The organism is Streptomyces flaveolus, assembly GCF_044765825.1.
GTDB classification, from domain to species: Bacteria; Actinomycetota; Actinomycetes; order Streptomycetales; family Streptomycetaceae; genus Streptomyces; species Streptomyces flaveolus.
Window position 1 is genome coordinate 904,204 of the sequence record NZ_JBIWKU010000001.1, and the last position, 16,688, is coordinate 920,891.

Annotated in this window: 14 protein-coding genes and 1 tRNA gene; 5 read left to right on the plus strand and 10 right to left on the minus strand. The window is 72.8% G+C overall.

Annotation, left to right across the window (positions count from 1 at the left end):
* Nucleotides 1-137: 137 nt before the first annotated feature.
* Together orn and ACIRG6_RS03995 are read left to right on the plus strand one after the other, a co-directional pair.
* Nucleotides 138-740 carry an oligoribonuclease gene (gene orn / locus ACIRG6_RS03990; RefSeq protein ID WP_189230893.1) on the plus strand — a complete coding sequence of 201 codons (603 nt, stop codon included), beginning with the start codon at nt 138-140 and terminating at the stop codon, nt 738-740.
* A gap of 99 nt (nt 741-839) precedes the next feature.
* Nucleotides 840-912: transfer RNA gene (locus tag ACIRG6_RS03995), tRNA-His, on the plus strand.
* An 85-nt stretch (nt 913-997) separates the two neighbouring features.
* On the opposite strand, the gene ACIRG6_RS04000 is transcribed toward ACIRG6_RS03995, so the two are convergent.
* The 5 genes from ACIRG6_RS04000 to ACIRG6_RS04020 all read right to left on the minus strand — a co-directional run bounded on the left by ACIRG6_RS04000 (nt 998) and on the right by ACIRG6_RS04020 (nt 7,703).
* A complete protein-coding gene (locus tag ACIRG6_RS04000) occupies nt 998-2,053 on the minus strand; it encodes a LacI family DNA-binding transcriptional regulator (protein ID WP_189230894.1) in 1,056 nt (351 codons plus the stop codon).
* A gap of 177 nt (nt 2,054-2,230) precedes the next feature.
* Nucleotides 2,231-3,685: a GH1 family beta-glucosidase gene (locus ACIRG6_RS04005; protein WP_364674661.1), complete on the minus strand. Its 1,455-nt coding sequence runs from the start codon at nt 3,683-3,685 to the stop codon at nt 2,231-2,233.
* Between the two features lie 155 nt (nt 3,686-3,840).
* Entirely contained in the window at nt 3,841-4,767 is a 927-nt protein-coding gene (locus ACIRG6_RS04010) for a carbohydrate ABC transporter permease (protein ID WP_318219527.1), read from the minus strand.
* A gap of 14 nt (nt 4,768-4,781) precedes the next feature.
* Nucleotides 4,782-5,774 (minus strand): carbohydrate ABC transporter permease, encoded by a 993-nt coding sequence (locus ACIRG6_RS04015; RefSeq protein WP_239766461.1) that lies wholly within the window; start codon nt 5,772-5,774, stop codon nt 4,782-4,784.
* 609 nt (nt 5,775-6,383) lie between these two features.
* A complete protein-coding gene (locus tag ACIRG6_RS04020; protein WP_364674665.1) occupies nt 6,384-7,703 on the minus strand; it encodes an ABC transporter substrate-binding protein in 1,320 nt (439 codons plus the stop codon).
* Between the two features lie 495 nt (nt 7,704-8,198).
* Between ACIRG6_RS04020 and ACIRG6_RS04025 the strand changes: the two genes are divergently transcribed.
* Nucleotides 8,199-9,242 carry a LacI family DNA-binding transcriptional regulator gene (locus ACIRG6_RS04025; RefSeq protein ID WP_364674667.1) on the plus strand — a complete coding sequence of 348 codons (1,044 nt, stop codon included), beginning with the start codon at nt 8,199-8,201 and terminating at the stop codon, nt 9,240-9,242.
* 90 nt (nt 9,243-9,332) lie between these two features.
* Nucleotides 9,333-10,760 carry a GH1 family beta-glucosidase gene (locus ACIRG6_RS04030; protein ID WP_364819426.1) on the plus strand — a complete coding sequence of 476 codons (1,428 nt, stop codon included), beginning with the start codon at nt 9,333-9,335 and terminating at the stop codon, nt 10,758-10,760.
* A gap of 106 nt (nt 10,761-10,866) precedes the next feature.
* On the opposite strand, the gene ACIRG6_RS04035 is transcribed toward ACIRG6_RS04030, so the two are convergent.
* The 3 genes from ACIRG6_RS04035 to ACIRG6_RS04045 form a co-directional block, all read right to left on the minus strand.
* Entirely contained in the window at nt 10,867-12,339 is a 1,473-nt protein-coding gene (locus ACIRG6_RS04035; protein WP_403320569.1) for a glycoside hydrolase family 18 protein, read from the minus strand.
* Between the two features lie 131 nt (nt 12,340-12,470).
* Nucleotides 12,471-13,892, minus strand: a complete 1,422-nt coding sequence (locus tag ACIRG6_RS04040; RefSeq protein WP_403320572.1) for a sensor histidine kinase — start codon at nt 13,890-13,892, stop codon at nt 12,471-12,473.
* Complete coding sequence (locus ACIRG6_RS04045) at nt 13,889-14,608, minus strand: response regulator transcription factor (RefSeq protein WP_364819431.1); 720 nt, start codon at nt 14,606-14,608, stop codon at nt 13,889-13,891. Before ACIRG6_RS04045 ends, ACIRG6_RS04040 begins: the two co-directional genes overlap by 4 nt.
* A 120-nt stretch (nt 14,609-14,728) precedes the next feature.
* Between ACIRG6_RS04045 and ACIRG6_RS04050 the strand changes: the two genes are divergently transcribed.
* Entirely contained in the window at nt 14,729-15,304 is a 576-nt protein-coding gene (locus tag ACIRG6_RS04050) for a hypothetical protein (RefSeq protein WP_364674680.1), read from the plus strand.
* A 31-nt stretch (nt 15,305-15,335) separates the two neighbouring features.
* Here ACIRG6_RS04050 and ACIRG6_RS04055 read toward each other — a convergent pair whose 3' ends face one another.
* A complete protein-coding gene (locus ACIRG6_RS04055; protein ID WP_365024041.1) occupies nt 15,336-16,205 on the minus strand; it encodes a spermidine synthase in 870 nt (289 codons plus the stop codon).
* Nucleotides 16,206-16,274: 69 nt separating this feature from the next.
* Nucleotides 16,275-16,688 carry a hypothetical protein gene (locus tag ACIRG6_RS04060; protein WP_381686780.1) on the minus strand — a complete coding sequence of 138 codons (414 nt, stop codon included), beginning with the start codon at nt 16,686-16,688 and terminating at the stop codon, nt 16,275-16,277.

Consider the following 16,688-nt stretch of genomic DNA (forward strand, 5'->3'; position numbering starts at 1 on the left):
GGACCCACTCAGCCCGTGCGGCGTTCGAGGACGAGGCCGTCCAGGCCGAAGCGGGGGCCCGGGGGCGGCAGCCGCCAGCGAGGCCCACACCGACGCCGGGGGCCCATACGGCGGACGCCAGCCGTAGGGTGTCCCACATGAACGATCGCATGGTGTGGATCGACTGCGAGATGACCGGCCTCTCGCTGTCCGACGACGCGCTCATCGAGGTGGCCGCCCTCGTCACCGACTCCGAGCTGAACATCCTCGGCGAGGGCGTCGACATCGTCATCCGTCCGCCGGAGCGGGCCCTGGAGACGATGCCGGAGGTGGTGCGTCAGATGCACACCGCGTCCGGCCTGCTCGCCGAGCTCGACGGCGGCACGACACTGGCGGACGCCGAGGCGCAGGTCCTGGCGTATGTGCGGGAGCACGTGAAGGAACCCGGCAAGGCTCCCCTGTGCGGCAACTCGGTCGGCACCGACCGGGGCTTCCTGCTGCGGGACATGCCGACACTGGAGGACTACCTCCACTACCGGATCGTGGACGTCTCCTCGATCAAGGAGCTGGCCCGCCGCTGGTACCCGCGGGCGTACTTCAACAGTCCCGAGAAGAACGGCAACCACCGCGCCCTCGCCGACATCCGCGAGTCCATCGCCGAGCTGCGCTACTACCGCGAGGCCGTCTTCGTCCCGCAGCCCGGTCCCGACTCCGACACCGCCAAGGCGATCGCCGCGAAGCACGTCGTGACCGCCCGGTAGGGGCGCCGCGAAAGGCGGGCGCGAGCACCCCTTCGGACCCTGTACACTTTTTCTCAGCCGGTCGGGGAACCCCGCAAAAGGTTCCGACTACCGGCCATGGTGGGTGTAGCTCAGCTGGTAGAGCACCTGGTTGTGGTCCAGGATGCCGCGGGTTCAAGTCCCGTCACTCACCCTGAGTCATCAGCCGGTGGCCTTCGGAAGAAGGTCACCGGCTGATTGCGTTGTGCGGCGCGGGCGGCGGGCCCGCCCCGCCCCGCTCACGACGACGCGCGCTCCACCAGCTCCGTCGCCAGCACCACCTGGTGCCGCTCCCGCCCCCGCGCCCCCGCCGGGCGGCGGTCCGCGATCTCGGTCAGCAGCAGGTCGATCATCGCGCGGCCCATCTCCTCGATGGGCTGCCGGACGCTGGTCAGCGGCGGGTCCAGATGACGGGCGATGGCCGAGTCGTCGTAGCCGACCAGCGCCACGTCGTCCGGGATGCGCCGGCCCGCCTCACGCAGCGCCTGGCGGGCACCGGCCGCCGTCACGTCCGAGGCGGCGAAGACCGCGTCCAGGTCCGGGCAGCGGCGCAGCAGCTCCGTCATCGCGCGCCGGCCGCCCTCCTCGGTGAAGTCCCCCGGCTCGATCAGCTCGTCCGCGTCGCCGAGTCCCCCGTCGCGCAGGGCGTCGCGGTAGCCGTCGACGCGCCGCTGGGCGCCGTAGACGTCGAGGTGGCCGGTGATGTGGGCTATGCGGCCGCGGCCCCGGGACATCAGATGCTCGACGGCCGAGCGGGCGCCGCCGTAGTTGTCGGAGTCCACGGACGCCAGCGTCTCCGCCGCCGAGCGCGGGCCGCTGATCACCGCGGGGATGTCCAGCTGGGTCAGCATGTCGGGCAGCGGGTCGTCGGCGTGCACCGAGACCAGCAGGACGCCGTCCACCCGGTGCGCCGCCAGGTACTGGGCGAGCCGCTGCCGCTCCCGGTCGCTGCCCGCGAAGATCAGCAGCAGTTGCATCTCGGTGTCGGTGATCTCCGCGCCGACACCGCGCAGCATGTCCGAGAAGTAGGGCTCGGCGAAGAACCGGGTCTCCGGCTCCGGGACGACCAGGGCGATCGCGTCGGTGCGGTTGGCCGCGAGCGCGCGGGCGGCGGTGTTCGGGACGTAGCCGAGTTCCGCGACGGCCGCCTCGACGGCCGCGCGGGTCGCGTCGCTGACCCGGGGCGAGCCGTTGATCACCCGGGAGACCGTGCCGCGGCCGACGCCGGCCCGGGCGGCCACCTCCTCGAGGGTCGGGCGTCTGACGCCCCGGCTCCGCCCACCGTTGACCGCCATGGTCGTCGCCTTTCCCTCGCAGCTGTCCGGCCAGGAATCTAACAGCCCCGGCCCGTGCCTCCCCGCCCCCATCGTGCCTCGCGGGCGACGGAATTCCCCCCTCCGTGCCGGTGGGAGCACCGCGAGGGCGCGACCGGGGACCGGTCGCGCCCTCGCGGGTACACGTGCGGCACGGGGTCAGCCGAGTTCGCCGCCGGGCAGCGCGTTGCGCCGGATCACGTCGGCGTACCAGTGGGCGCTCGCCTTGGGGATGCGGCGCTGGGAGGAGTAGTCGACGTAGACGGCGCCGAAGCGCTTCGAGTAGCCGTAGGACCACTCGAAGTTGTCCAGCAGGGACCACAGGAAGTAGCCGCGGACGTCCGCGCCGTCGGCGACGGCCCGGCGTACGGCGTCCAGGTGGGAGTGGAGGTAGGCGATGCGCTGCGGGTCGTTCACCCGGCCCTCGGGGGAGACGTAGTCGTCGAAGGCGGCGCCGTTCTCGGTGACCATCAGCGGCAGGCCGGGGTGGGACTTCGCCAGGCCGGTGAGGAGGGTGTGCAGCCCGTCGGCGTCGATGGCCCAGTTCATCGCGGTGAGGTCGTCGTTGGCGAGGTGGAAGGCGACGTCCTCGGAGCCGGTCCACGGGGAGTGGTCGCTCGCGCCGTGGCCGTCGTTCTTCGTGGTGGCCGCGCCGTCGGCGGGCCGGGAGACCACGGTCGGCGAGTAGTAGTTGACGCCGAGCACGTCGATCGGGCGGGAGATCTCCGCCAGGTCGCCGTCCTTCACCAGCTCGTTCCAGTCGACGAGGTGCGCGGTGTCGGCGAGCAGGTCCTCGGGGTAGGCGCCGTCGAGGAGGGGGCCGGTGAAGATCCGGTTGCCGACCGCGTCGATGCGGCGGGCCGCCTCGGCGTCCTCGGGGGCGTCGGTGAGGGGGCGCACCTGGTGCAGGTTGAGGGTGATGGAGGTCTGCGCGGTCGACGGCAGGGCCGCGCGCAGGATGCCGACCGCCTTGCCGTGGGCCAGGTTGAGGTGGTGGGCCGCGCGCAGGGTCGCGGCCGGGTCGGTGCGGCCGGGGGCGTGCACGCCGGAGCCGTAGCCCAGGAAGGCGCTGCACCACGGCTCATTGAGGGTGGTCCACACGCCGACGCGGTCGCCGAGGGCGCGGGCCATGATGGCGGCGTACTCGGCGAAGCGGTCGGCGGTGTCGCGCTGGGGCCAGCCGCCGGCGTCCTCCAGCTCCTGGGGCAGGTCCCAGTGGTAGAGGGTGGCGACGGGGGTGATGCCGGCCTCGAGGAGCTCGTCGGTGAGGCGGCGGTAGAAGTCCAGGCCGCGTTCGACGGCGGGACCACGGCCGGTGGGCTGGACCCGGGACCAGGAGACGGAGAAGCGGTACGCCTTCAGCCCGAGGTCCTTCATCAGCGCCACGTCGTCGCGGTACCGGTGGTAGTGGTCGGCGGCGATGTCACCGGTGTCGCCGTTGCGGACCTTGCCGGGGGTGTGGCTGAAGGTGTCCCAGATGGAGGGCGTGCGGCCGTCCTCGGCGGCGGCGCCCTCCACCTGGTAGGCGGCGGTGGCGGCGCCCCAGACGAAGCCCGTCGGGAAAGAGGTGGCGCCGGCCGGCTGGGCGAGGGTCTCGGGTCGTACGGCGGTCATGGTGAGAACGCTCCCAAATGGCGTGAGGAGGTGCCGGGCGGTGCGGCCCGGCGGTGGGGAAGGCGGGGTGGGCGCGGGGGTGGGCGCCCGGGGTCCGGCAGGGCCCGTGTGCGGGCCGGGCCCTGCCGGGCGGCGGCGGAGGGGGCGAACGGGGGTCAGCCCTTGACGGCGCCCGCCATGATGCCGCCGACGATCTGCTTGCCGAACACGACGAAGACCACCAGCAGCGGCAGGGTGCTGATCAGCGCTCCGGCCATGACGATGCTCTGGTCGGGGGTGTAGGAGGCGCTGAGCTGGCCGAGCGCCACCTGGATGGTGGGGTTCTCCTGGTTCAGGGCGAGGAAGGGCCAGAAGAAGTCGTTCCACGCCTGGACGAAGGTGAGCATGCCGAGCACCATCATCGCGGGCCGGGCGGCGGGCAGGACGACGTTCCACACGATGCGGAGGTTGTTCGCCCCGTCCACCTTGGCCGCCTCGATGAGTTCGTACGGCAGCGCCTCGATGAGGTACTGGCGCATGAAGAAGACACCGAAGGCGCCGACCAGGGTCGGGAAGATCACCGACTCCAGCTCTCCGCTCCAGCCGATGTCCGACATCATCATGAACAGCGGGACGACGCTGAGCTGCGGCGGGATGGTGAGGGTGGCGATGACCGCGGTCATCAGCACGTTCCGGCCGCGGAAGCGCATCTTGGCGAAGGCGTAGCCGGCCAGCGTGCAGAAGAACAGCGTCGCCGCGGTGATGGAGCCGGCCACGATGGCGCTGTTGACGATGGCCTTTCCGAGGTTGGCCTGTTCCCAGGCCGCTTCGAGGTTGCTGAACAGCCTGCCGCCCGGGAGGAACGGCGGCGGGGTGTCGAGGACCCGCTGCTGGTCGTGCGAGGCGGCCACCAGCGTCCAGTACAGCGGGAAGAGGGATCCCAGGCCGACGACGATCAGCGCGAGGTAGGTGAAGGGGCCGCCCTTGAGCTGCTGGCCGGCGCCGATCCGCAGGCGGCGGCCTTTGCCACCGCCCGAGCCGAGGAGCTCGGTCACCGGGGCCGGGTCGGGGGCGGTCTTGTAGGGAGTACTTGTCGTGGTCATCGTTGTCGCTCCCGTCAGGCCGCGCTCTTGCGCACGAACCGGCTGACGATCCAGTTGATCAGGGCGATGAGCAGCAGCAGGACGAGCATGGCCCAGGCCACGGCCGCGGCCGGGCCGAGGTGCTGGAGCTTCCAGCCGTAGTTGAAGAGGTAGATGCTGAGCGTCTCGTACTGGTGCTCGCTGCCGCCGACGGCGCCGAGCGTGCCGCCCTGCAGCAGCAGCGGCTCACCGAAGAGCTGCATGGAGCCGATCGTCGAGATGACGATGGTGAACAGGATCGTCGGCCGCAGCGCGGGGATGGTCACCTTGCGGAACTGCTGCCAGCGCGACGCGCCGTCGATCGACGCCGCCTCGTACAGGTCGGTGGGCACGGCCTGCATGGCCGCCAGGTAGATCAGGGCGTTGTAGCCGGTCCAGCGCCAGATCACGATGATCGAGATGGCGATCTTCGACGTCCAGTGGCCGTTGCCCCAGTCGATGTCGCCCGCGCCGAAGAAGCCCAGCACCCAGTTGAGGAGCCCGCCGTCGGCCCGGAACACCAGGGCGAAGACGAGGGCGGCGGTCGCCACGGAGGTGGCGTACGGGGTGAGGATGATCGTGCGCCAGAAGGTGCTGGCGCGCAGCTTGTAGTTGAGCAGGTGGGCCAGGCCCAGGGCGACCAACAGCTGCGGGACGGTCGAGATGACGCCGATGATGAAGGTGTTGGAGACGGCCGTCCAGAACTCGGAGTCCTGGAGGATCTTGGCGAAGTTCTCGAAGCCGACCCACTCGGACTGGTCGAGGCTCGTCATCTCCACCCGGTGCAGGGCGATCCAGCCGGTGTAGAGGAGGGGGTAGAGCCCGAAGGCACCGAAGATGAGGAAGAAGGGGGCGATGTACGCGTACGGCGACACCTTGTCGTCGAGGCGCCACAGTCGCGAACGCCACGGGCTGCGTCCTCGGGACGCGGCGCCGGACCCGCCGGTGAGCGGAGTCTTGGCACCCCGTGTGGGGGTTGTCGTTGCCACGGAGGGAGTCCTTCCCTGGGAGGTCGGGCCTGGGAGGTCGGGCCGGGTAGGGGCGGGAGGTGGGACGGCGGGCCGGGCGCCCGTCCCGCCGGTCCCCTCCCCGCGCGGTTCGGCACGGTGCCGAGCGGCCCGCGCGGCAGCCGGCGGTACGTGTGGCGGGCGGCGGCGCGTGTGGCGCGGGACCCGGGGTGTGGTGCCGGATCGCCGGTGACGGGTGCCGGGTGTCGGCAGTGGGTGGCGGGTGCTGGTGCCGGTCGGAGGGATCGGGGTGGGCTCAGGCGGGGCAGCGGATCGGGGTGGTCCGGGAGGGTTGGCGCCCGGGGCGGGTCATGTGACCCGGCACCGCGGGGTGCCACCGCGGGCCGGCGTCGCGGGGTGCCGTCCGCGCTCGCCCGTGTCGCGCCGGCGGCACGGGCGGGCGCCGGCCCGCGTCACCCGCGGCCCGGGGGCTGAACCCGACGCCGCGCAGCAGACCCGCCGCGGACGGCAGGGTCTGCTGCGGACGCCACCCGCGCCTGCGGGCGGGGGCCGTCGTACCACCACGGCCCCCGCCGTGCGCACGGTGCGGGCGGTGCGGGGCGGCTGGTGGACCGCCCGCACCGGCGCGGGTCAGCCGATGGCCTTGTCGATCGTCTCGACCGCCGCGTCCCAGGCCTTGTCGGGCTTGGTGCCCCGCTGCTCCATGTTGTTGATCTGCGTGGAGATCGTGTCCTTGATCACGCCGTCCTTCGGGCCGAGCACGGCCACCGGGATGGACTTGGCCTCCTCGGCGTAGAGCTGGCCGACCGGGGCGTTGTTGAAGTACTCGAGCTTCGCGTTCTTCACGTCGTCGAGCGCGTAGGCGCCCTGGTTGGACGGGAAGACACCGACGGCCTTGAACACGGCGGCCTGCTGCTCGGGCGCGGTCAGCCACTTGACCAGCTCGGTGGCCTCCTTGACGTGCTTGCCGCTCTTGGGCACGGTCAGGAAGGAACCGCCCCAGTTGGCCGCGGTCGCACCGGGCGCCCGCGAGATGTCCCACTTGCCGGCGAAGTCGTTGCCGGAGTAGTTCTCGATCTGGAGGGACATCCAGGCCGGGCACACGACGGTGGCCACGGTGCCCTTGCGCAGCGCCGCCTTCCACGGGTCCTGGAACTGCGGCAGGCCCTGGCTCAGCTTCTTCTCCGCGGCCTCGGCGGCGAGGTCCCAGCCCTTCTGCACCGAGGGGCTGTCCTTGTATATCGCCTTGCCGTCGGCGTCGTAGTACTGGCTCTCGGAGGAGCTGACGACACCGTTGAACATGGCGCTGGCGGAGTCCATGAAGTAGGTGCCCTCGGGCGCCTTCGCCTTGTACTGCTCGCCGAGCTTGATGTAGTCCTCCCAGCCGCCCGCGACCGCCTTGGCGACCTCCTCGCGGTCGGTCGGCAGGCCCGCCTTCTCGAAGAGGTCCCTGCGGTAGCAGAGCGACATCGGACCGATGTCGGTACCGGCGCCGATGACCTGGCCGTCCTTGCTGGTGGCCTGCTTGGCCTTCCAGTCGACCCACTGGCCGGTGTCGATGCTGCCCTTGAGGTCGGTGAACTTGTCCGCCTGGGTGTCCACGACCTCCTTGATGCGGGCCACTTCGACACCGACGACGTCGCCCAGGCCACTGCCCGAGTTCAGCTGCTGAAGGAGCTTCGGGTAGTAGTCCTGCTCGTTGGCGGTGGTCTCCTCCTTCACCTCGATGTTCGGGTGAAGCTGCTGGTACTTCTCGAACAGGCCGGCTTCCTTGTAGCCGAACTGCCCGTAGTCGGCCACCTTGAGGACGATCTTCCCGTCGGATTCCGAGGCGTCCGAGTCACTGTCGCTGCTGCAGGCGGTCAGCAGCAGGGCCGAGGCCGTCAGGACCGACGTGGTCAGGGCCGCTGCTCTGCGGCCGCGGACGCCGCCGGTTCGGGTGATGCGCATTCCACTACTCCTTGTTCCAGTGGGAACGGGGACCTCAGGAATCAGACCGCCGGGTTCGACGGTCCGGACCTGCCCTCTCGGTTCGAGCAGCGGCCAGCCCAGAGCAACGCGGACATGCGGTGCGAAGATGCTGGTCAACGGTGTGCCATGCGAGGTGGAGGGAAGGGCCGATGGTGCTTCGTTCCGTACGGAAGCCGGCCCCGGAACTCCGTGGGACCGCTCCCACGCGGCTTGCCCCGAAGACTCGTTGCTGCCGGGCCCAGGTGTCAAGACTTGAAAACGGCGTTGTTGCGCAAGCGTGTTCCGCGCGTCACGGGAATGTGTCGCACCGCCGCGGGACGGCCGCCCGGATCGTGTGGACGCGATTCTGAATTCCCGCAGGTCACCGGCGAGTTACCGATCGGCTGGGGCTGTGGAGGGGTGCGCGCGGACGCCGGTCGCGCTTTCTGGGCCAGAATGAAGCCGGTCCCCCCACCGAACGCCGGAAGGTGAACGATGAGCCCTGCCGAACAGCCGCCCGCCGCCGCGGACGTCCGGCGCCCGACCCTGAACGCGGTGGCCGCGCGCGCCGGCGTGGGCCGCGGCACGGTCTCCCGGGTCATCAACGGTTCCCCGAAGGTCAGCGACCGTTCCCGCGCGGCCGTGGAGCGGGCGATCGCCGAACTCGGCTACGTCCCCAACCCGGCCGCCCGTTCCCTCGTCACCCGGCGCACCGACTCCGTGGCGTTGGTGGTTCCCGAGGCGCAGTCCCGGCTGTTCTCCGAGCCGTACTTCTCGGGGATCATCCGGGGCGTGAGCGCCGGGCTCGCGGACGCCGGGATGCGCATGCTGCTGGTCATGGTGCACGACGAGAAGGAGTACGCGCGGCTCGCCCCGTACCTGTCCGGGCAGCGCGTGGACGGGGTGCTGATGGTGGCGGTGCACAGCGACGACACGCTGCCCGACCAGCTGGAGGCGCTCGCCATTCCGACCGTGCTGGCCGGCCGGCGAGGTGAGCGGGAGCCGCTGGGCCACGTCCGCGCGGACAACCGCGGCGGCGCCGGGAGCGCGGTCCGGCATCTGCTGGCGAGCGGCCGCCGGACCGTGGGCACCATCACCGGGCCGCTGGACATGGAGGCGGCGCGGGAACGGCTCGACGGTTACCGCGAGGCGCTGCGGGAGGCCGGTGCCGCCGTCACCGAGGAGCTGGTCGCGAACGGCGACTTCACCGAGGAGGGCGGGCGCGCGGCCATGCGGGAGCTGCTGGACCGCCGCCCCGACCTGGACGCGGTCTTCGCCGCCTCGGACGTGATGGCCTCCGGTGCCGTGCTGGAGCTGCGCGCGGCGGGCCGGCGGGTGCCGGGTGACGTGGCCGTCGTCGGTTTCGACGACTCCATCGTGGCCCGGCACATCGATCCGCCGCTGACCAGTGTCCGGCAGCCACTGGAGGAGATGGGCCGCACCATGGCGAGGCTGCTGCTGGACGAGATCGCCGACCGTGGCGCCGGGCACCGCGGAGTGGTCCTGCCGACGCGGCTGGTGGTGCGGGAGTCGGCCTGAGCCACGCCGCCGAAGTCGGCCGGGTGGCAGGGGTTTGCTGTGGGAGCGCTCCCATGCATAATGGGGCCCCCGACCCGTGGGAGCGATTCCATGCCAGAACCGACACCCGTCTCCTTCCCTCCTGCCTTCCTCTGGGGCGCCGCGACGTCGGCGTACCAGATCGAGGGCGCGGTGCGGGAGGACGGCCGCACCCCTTCGATCTGGGACACCTTCAGCCATACGCCGGGGAAGACGGCCGGTGGCGACACCGGTGACATCGCTGTCGAGCACTACCACCGCTACCGCGACGACGTGGCGCTGATGGCGGAACTGGGTCTGGGTGCCTACCGTTTCTCGGTCTCCTGGCCGCGGGTGCAGCCGACCGGCCGCGGCCCCGCCGTCCAGCGCGGCCTGGACTTCTACCGCCGCCTGGTCGACGAGCTGCTGGCCGCCGGGATCAAGCCGGCCGTCACCCTCTACCACTGGGACCTGCCGCAGGAGCTGGAGGACGCGGGCGGCTGGCCGGCGCGGGACACGGCGTACCGGTTCGCCGAGTACGCCCAGATCGTCGGCGAGGCGCTCGGCGACCGCGTGGAGCAGTGGATCACGCTCAACGAGCCGTGGTGCGCGGCCTTCCTGGGGTACGCCTCCGGGGTGCACGCGCCCGGCCGTACCGAGCCGGCGGCCGCACTGCGCGCCGCGCACCATCTGAACCTGGCGCACGGCCTGGGCACGGTGGCCCTGCGTTCGGTGATGCCGGCCGGCAACTCGGTGGCGATCAGTCTCAACACCTCGGTCGTCCGGCCGCTGTCGCAGCGGCCGGCGGACCTGGCGGCGGCGCGCAGGATCGACGACCTGTCCGGCGGGATCTTCCACGGCCCGGTCCTGCACGGCGCCTACCCGGAGACCCTGCTCGAGGCGACGGCACCGGTCACCGACTGGTCGCACGTCCAGGACGGCGACCTGGGCCTGATCCGCCAGCCGCTGGACGCGATCTGCCTCAACTACTACACGCCGACCGTGGTGTCGGCGGCCGACGCGGACTCGCGCGTCCCGCGCGCCGACGGGCACGGCACGAGCGACCACTCGCCCTGGCCGGCCGCGGACGACGTGGCGTTCCACCAGCCGCCGGGCGAGCGCACGGCGATGGGCTGGACCGTCGACCCGACCGGCCTGCACGAGCTGATCATGCGCTACCACCGGGAGGCGCCCGGCCTGCCGCTGTACATCAGCGAGAACGGTGCCGCCTACGACGACAAGCCCGCCGCGGACGGCACGGTCCACGACCCCGAGCGGGTCGCCTACCTGGACGGCCACCTCAAGGCGGTCCGCCGGGCCATCGACGACGGCGCGGACGTGCGCGGCTACTACCTGTGGTCCCTGATGGACAACTTCGAGTGGGCCTACGGCTACGAGAAGCGGTTCGGCGCGGTCTACGTCGACTACGCCTCCCAGGAGCGCATCCCCAAGGCGAGCGCCCTGTGGTACGCGCGGGCGGCCCGCACGGGGACGCTCCCGCCGCTGAACCCGGCCGAGTAGAACTGCCCGACGGGGCGAGCGAGCGGGCACGGGGCGCGGCGTCCGACGGGGGGTGCCGCGCCCCGTGCCGCCGGGTGCGGCGCGGGGCCGGTGGTGTGTGCCGGGGTCAGTTGTAGGCGGCGAAGGCCTTCGAGAAGGCCGACTTCTCCTGGACGACGGAGCTGCACGTGGCGTCGGCCTGGGGCTTGGCGCCGTCCGCGCACTGCTTGTCGCGGGTGGCGGACCACATCGACAGCCAGGCCAGGTCCTTGGACTCGGCGAACTTCACCAGCTGGGCGGCGTCGTCGACCGTGAAGACCTCGGTGACGACGTCGTTGACGCCGATCATCGGTGTGACGGCGACCGTCTGCCAGGCCGCGCTGTCGGAGAGGCCGAGGACGCTCTTGATCTGGGCCTGGGTGGCGGTGGCGGCCTGTTCGGCGTAGGTGCCCATGTCGCCGCTGTACGCCGGGCCGTAGTCCATCGCCATGATGTTGACGGCGTTGATCTTGACGCCCTTCTGCCGGGCGTCGGCGAGCAGACCGACGCCGGCCTGGGTGAGGCCCTCGGGCATGACCGGCAGGGTGAAGGAGACGTCGAGGCCCGGGTGCCGCTTCTGCAGGGCGGCGACGGCCTGGGCGCGGCGGGTGTTGGCGGCCGTGTCGGGCAGGGCGCCGCCCTCGACGTCGAAGTCGACCTTGGTGAGCCCGTAGGTGTCCACGACCTTGCCGTAGGCCGCCGCCAGGGCGTCGGCCGAGGTGCACGTCGTCGCCAGCTCGGAGCCGGCCGCGCCGCCGAAGGAGACGCGGACGTCGCCTCCCTGGGCGCGCAGGGCGCCTATCTGCTTCGCCACGGCGTCGCTCGCGAGGTCGGTGACGCCGCCCCACTTGGGGGTGCAGCCGCCGCCGTCGGTGACGAAGGCCAGGTGGTAGTTCTTCACGCCGGTCGCCTGGGCGTTCGCGACCAGGTCGAAGGCCGGGTAGAGGGAGGTGTCGACGTAGGGCGCGAAGCCGGCGCCGGCCTCGGTGCCGTTGCCGGGGGTCTCGGAGGGGACGGGGGTGGTGGCCGTGGCGGTCGGCGTCGGCGCGGTGGTGGCGGAGGCGGAGGCCGTGGGGGTGGGTGCCGGGGTCGAGGGCTGGGTCGGGCGGCCGCTGGGCTCGGGGGTGGCGCCGTCGTCCGCCGAGCACTGCGCGCCGTCGACGCGGCAACCGGTCGGGTCCTGGGTGCCGTTGACGACGAAGCCGACGGTGACGGACTCGCCGGGCTTCAGGCCGTCCATGTCCCACTTCGGCCCGGTCACGGTGACGTGCCGGCCGCTGACGCTCGGCTCCGCGTTCCACAGCGAGCCGAGCCCGGCGCCCGCGGGCAGGTCGAACTCCAGCGTCCAGTCCTTCTTGGCCTCCTGGCTGTTGTTGGTGACGACGTACTGCGCGGTGTACCCCGTCGACCACTCGCTCGTCCTCGTGTAGGCGGCGCCGACTCCGGCGGCCTGGGCGGTGCTGGTGAACAGCAGCGCGCCGCCACCGGCCACGGCGGTGGCGACGAGCGCGCCGATCGCCTTGTTCCTGCCACTGACCCTGCGCCGGTGCGTGCTGCTCATCTGGTGCCTGCCTTCGCTGTTCAGGGGGCCCTGCGGGAGAGGTGCGCGGGGCGGGGTGCGGCAGCACGCTAGCGATGCGAAACCGGGCAAAGTGCCTGTTCCGGACGGTGGTTGGCGATCTTAGGGTGCGCTTAAGGGAGGGATCGGGACCGGTTAAAGGGCGAGCCCCGGCGGGGCTGCCGGCGGCGCCGCACCGTGCCCCGGTGGCCGCGCCGCACCGGTGCCGTGCGCCCGTCCAGCTGGATCCAGATCCGCACCTCGGTCCCGCCGAGCACGGACGAGCCGATGCGCACGTCCCCGCCCGTCGACTCGGCGAGCCGGCGCACGATGTCCAGGCCGAGCCCGGTCGACCCGTCGGTGCCCGAGCCCCGGCCGCGGGCCATCGCCGCCTCGGGGTCGGCTATGCCGGGGCCCGCGTCCGAGACGAGCACGATCACCGCGTCCTCGCCGTTGTGCAGGTCGACCGCGAAGGCGGTGCCCTCGGCGGTGTGCCGGAAGACGTTGCCGAGCAGGGCGTCGAGGGAGGCGGCCAGGTCGGCGCGGGCCACGGGTATGCGCACCGGCCGGTCGGCGCCGGCCACCCGCCACTTGCGTCCCTCGTCCTCGGCGAGCGCGGACCAGAAGCCCATCCGCTCGCGGACCACCTCGGCCGCGTCGCACCCGGCGCCGGGACCGGCCGCGGCGGTCTGCGGTTTGGCGTCCCGGGCGGTGCGGATGATGGTGTCGACCTCGCGCTCCAGCTGCTCGACCGCGGCCCGGGTCTGCTCGGCGGCCGGACCGTCGCCGAGGGAGGCCGCGTTGAGCCGCAGCACGGTCAGCGGGGTGCGCAGGCGGTGGGACAGGTCGGCGGCCAGTTCCCGTTCGTTGGCGAGGAGCTGGACGACCTGGTCGGCCATGGAGTTGAACGCGACCGCCGCGAGCCGCAGTTCGGTCGGGCCCTCCTCGGGCACGCGGGCGCCCAGCTTGCCCTCCCCCAGTTCGTGCGCCCCTTCCACCAGCTTCCGCGCCGGCCGCACCATGCGCACCCCCAGCCGGTCGGCGACCGCGACCGAGCCGACGATCAGCGCGGCGCCGACCGCGGCGAGCACCGCCCAGGCCGTGCCGACGCCGTTGGTGACCTCGGACTCGGGGACGTACACCTCGACGACGGCGATCTCGCCGGAGCTGAGGGCGACCGGCTGGAGCAGCGCCGAGCCACCGGGCACTTCCGCGCTGGAGGCGCGCCCCATCTCGCGTACGGCGGCGATGTCCTCGTCGGTGGCGCGCTGCCGGCCGATGTCGGTGCCGCTGCCCCTGCCGGAGTCCTTGCCGCCGGGCGCCGGTATGTGCACGGACATCCCGGCGTCCGAGCCCGCGGAGGCGACGACGCGCTCCAGCTCGTCCCGGTCGGTGGTGATGGACAGCGCGGGGGCGACGGCGGCGGCCTCCCGCTCGGCGTTCGAGAGGGCGCGGTCACGGGCCATCTCCCGGATGACCAGTCCGAGCGGGACGGCGAAGGCGACCACGACCATGGCGGTGACCGCCAGCGACACCTTGACCAGGGCCCACCTCATCGCGGCGGCTCCGCTCCCGGAGGCTCCGCGACCGGCGGCTCCAGCTTCACGCCGACGCCGCGCAGGGTGTGCAGGTAGCGGGGCCGGGCGGCGGTCTCGCCCAGCTTCCGGCGCAGCCAGGACAGATGGACGTCGATGGTCTGGTCGTCGCCGTAGGACTGCTGCCAGACCTCGGCGAGCAGCTCCTTGCGGGGGACGACCACTCCGGGGCGGCCGGCGAGGAAGGCGAGCAGGTCGAACTCACGCCGGGTCAGGTCGAGCCGGGAGCCGTCCAGTTCGGCCTGGCGGCGCAGCGGGTCGACGGTCAGACCGCCGACGCGCAGGACGGTGGACGGCGGTGCCTCTCCGGTGCCGATGCGGGCGCGGCGCAGCACGGCCGCCATGCGGGCCGACAGGTGCTCGACCGAGAAGGGCTTGGTGAGGTAGTCGTCCGCGCCCGCGTTCAGCAGCCGGACGACCTCCGCCTCGTCGTCCCGGGCGGTGGCGACGATGACGGGGACGTCGGTGATGCCGCGCAGCATCTTCAGCGCCTCGGAGCCGTCGAGGTCGGGCAGTCCGAGGTCGAGGATCACCACGTCGAACCGGAAATGGGCGACCTCGCGCAGCGCCTCCAGCGCCGTGCCGACGCTGCGCACGAGGTGCGAGGCGTCGGTCAGATGCCGGATGAGCGCCGAGCGTACGAACTGGTCGTCCTCGACGACGAGCACACTTGCCATGGGCGGCACCGTACGCCATGCGGAGGAGCCCGGTGCGGGCCTGTGGACAACTCCGGCCGGGCTCCGGGGACGGCTGTGGACAACCCCTTCGGGCGACACGCGTGAGACGCGTGAGGCAGTATGGCCGCGATGCGCAGAGGACTCCTACACGTACTTGCCTGGCTGCTCGCCACCGGCGCGGCGGTCACGCTGTCGTGGTGGGGCGTGCACACGGTGATGGCGGGCACGGCCTACGACGCGCCCCGCGCCCTGCCCATCACGGCGGCCGACGCGGCCGCGCGGGACCCCCAGGACTCCGAACCGTCGGCGTCGTCCACCAAGCGTCCTTCGCCGTCGGGCAGTCCGTCGAGCGGGCCGTCGGGCAGCCCGACGGCGACGCCCAGCCGGACGCCCCGCGAGTCGAGTCCGCCGGCGCCCTCGCGCAGCGCGCCGGCCACCGCTCCCGCCGACCCGGGCCCCTCCCCCACCTCCTCCGGCCGGGTCCGGAGTTACGAGACCGACGGGGGGCGTGCGGTGTTCGATCTCGGGACGTCGTCCGCGTCGCTGGTGTCGGCGACCCCGGGTGCGGGCTGGTCGATGCAGGTGTGGAAGACCGGGACGTGGATCCGGGTGGAGTTCACCTCGGGCGCGGACCGGGTGTCGGTGTTCTGCACCTGGCACGACGGCCCGCCGCGGGTGGAGATCGGCAGCTACTGAGCCGGTCGCCCGGTCACTGGAGGCCGCCGGGTCACTGGAAGACCGAGGCCGGTGGCGCCGGTGAGGCCACCGCGGCCGCGTCCGTCACGGGCTGGGCCCCTCCGGCGAAGTCGGTCAGGGCCTTGCCGTGCTCCACGCGCGCGGAGTGCGGGTCGGAGGCGGCACGGCGGGTGAGCTCGGCGATCGGCAGCGGGTGGTCACTGGCGGCGAGGACCGCGTTGCCGAAGCGTTTGCCGCGCAGCACGGCGGGGTCGGCGATCAGGGCGAGTTCGGGGAAGCGGGCGGCGGCCGTGGCGATCTGGCCGCGCAGGTGGGTGAGCGGCGGGCCGTCGGCGAGGTTGGCGGCGTAGACCCCGCCCGGTGCGAGCGCGCGCCGCACCTCGTCGAGGAACTCGGTGGACGTCAGGTGCGCCGGGGTGCGGGCCCCGCTGAACACGTCCGCGATGACCAGGTGCGCCCAGCCGTCGGGCACCTTGGCCAGCCCGGCGCGGGCGTCGGTGGAGCGGACCCGGACGCGGGCGCCGGGGTCCAGGGGCAGTTCGCGCCGGACCAGTTGGACCAGGGCGGCGTCCCGCTCGACGACCTGCTGGGTGGAGCGGGGGCGGGTGGCGGCGACGTAGCGGGCGAGGGTCAGGGCGCCACCGCCGAGGTGCACGGCGTGGACGGGCTTCCCGGGCGGGGCGGCCAGGTCGATGACGTGCCCGAGGCGGCGCTGGTACTCGAAGGACAGGTACGCCGGGTCGTCCAGGTCGACGTGCGACTGCGGGGCGCCGTCGATCAGCAGCGTCCAGGCCCGCGCGCGCTCCCGGTCGGGTACCAGCTCGGCGAGCCCGCCGTCGACGTCCTCGACGACGGTTTCCACGGTTGCGCGCCCGCGGCGGGCGTTCCTGGACTTTCCCATCGGACCATTATCGAACGCCCCCGCCGGCCACGCGCCCGGCGGTGCGGACCGCGCACGTGCGCGACGTGCTCAGCGGCAGCTGTCCGCGGCCTCGATCAGCCGGGCCGCCTCCCCCAGCGCGGCCCGCAGGACGGCGGGGTCGGTCGCGAGGTCCTCGTCGCCGGGCGGCAGCAGCCAGTCCGAGCCCTCCACCGGGGGCTCGGGCACCAGGTCGAGCTTCATCCCCCGGCCGTCGGTCTCCGTGCAGGTGCTGCCCGGCACGTCCCAGGCGGCGGCCGTGCCCGGGGGCACCAGGAAGCCGAGGGTGTCGCAGCCGAGGTCGTGGAGCACGCGGCCGACCGCCTCACCGGCTCCCCGTCTGAGAATGTCGACGGCCTCCAGACCCTGCCGCGTCGGCACGGTGACGACATCACAGCCACCGTCGTCACCCACGTCACAGGCGCCTGCGCAGTCGCTGCTGGTCTCCATTCCGGCCTCCACCAC

Bases quoted from the DNA above. Each gene is read 5' to 3' on its own strand.
- orn (WP_189230893.1), top strand. From the start codon at position 138: ATGAACGATCGCATGGTGTGGATCGACTGCGAGATGACCGGCCTCTCG.
- ACIRG6_RS04000 (WP_189230894.1), bottom strand. From the start codon at position 2,053: ATGGCGGTCAACGGTGGGCGGAGCCGGGGCGTCAGACGCCCGACCCTC.
- ACIRG6_RS04005 (WP_364674661.1), bottom strand. From the start codon at position 3,685: ATGACCGCCGTACGACCCGAGACCCTCGCCCAGCCGGCCGGCGCCACC.
- ACIRG6_RS04010 (WP_318219527.1), bottom strand. From the start codon at position 4,767: ATGACCACGACAAGTACTCCCTACAAGACCGCCCCCGACCCGGCCCCG.
- ACIRG6_RS04020 (WP_364674665.1), bottom strand. From the start codon at position 7,703: ATGCGCATCACCCGAACCGGCGGCGTCCGCGGCCGCAGAGCAGCGGCC.
- ACIRG6_RS04025 (WP_364674667.1), top strand. From the start codon at position 8,199: ATGAGCCCTGCCGAACAGCCGCCCGCCGCCGCGGACGTCCGGCGCCCG.
- ACIRG6_RS04030 (WP_364819426.1), top strand. From the start codon at position 9,333: ATGCCAGAACCGACACCCGTCTCCTTCCCTCCTGCCTTCCTCTGGGGC.
- ACIRG6_RS04035 (WP_403320569.1), bottom strand. From the start codon at position 12,339: ATGAGCAGCACGCACCGGCGCAGGGTCAGTGGCAGGAACAAGGCGATC.
- ACIRG6_RS04040 (WP_403320572.1), bottom strand. From the start codon at position 13,892: ATGAGGTGGGCCCTGGTCAAGGTGTCGCTGGCGGTCACCGCCATGGTC.
- ACIRG6_RS04045 (WP_364819431.1), bottom strand. From the start codon at position 14,608: ATGGCAAGTGTGCTCGTCGTCGAGGACGACCAGTTCGTACGCTCGGCG.
- ACIRG6_RS04050 (WP_364674680.1), top strand. From the start codon at position 14,729: ATGGCCGCGATGCGCAGAGGACTCCTACACGTACTTGCCTGGCTGCTC.
- ACIRG6_RS04055 (WP_365024041.1), bottom strand. From the start codon at position 16,205: ATGGGAAAGTCCAGGAACGCCCGCCGCGGGCGCGCAACCGTGGAAACC.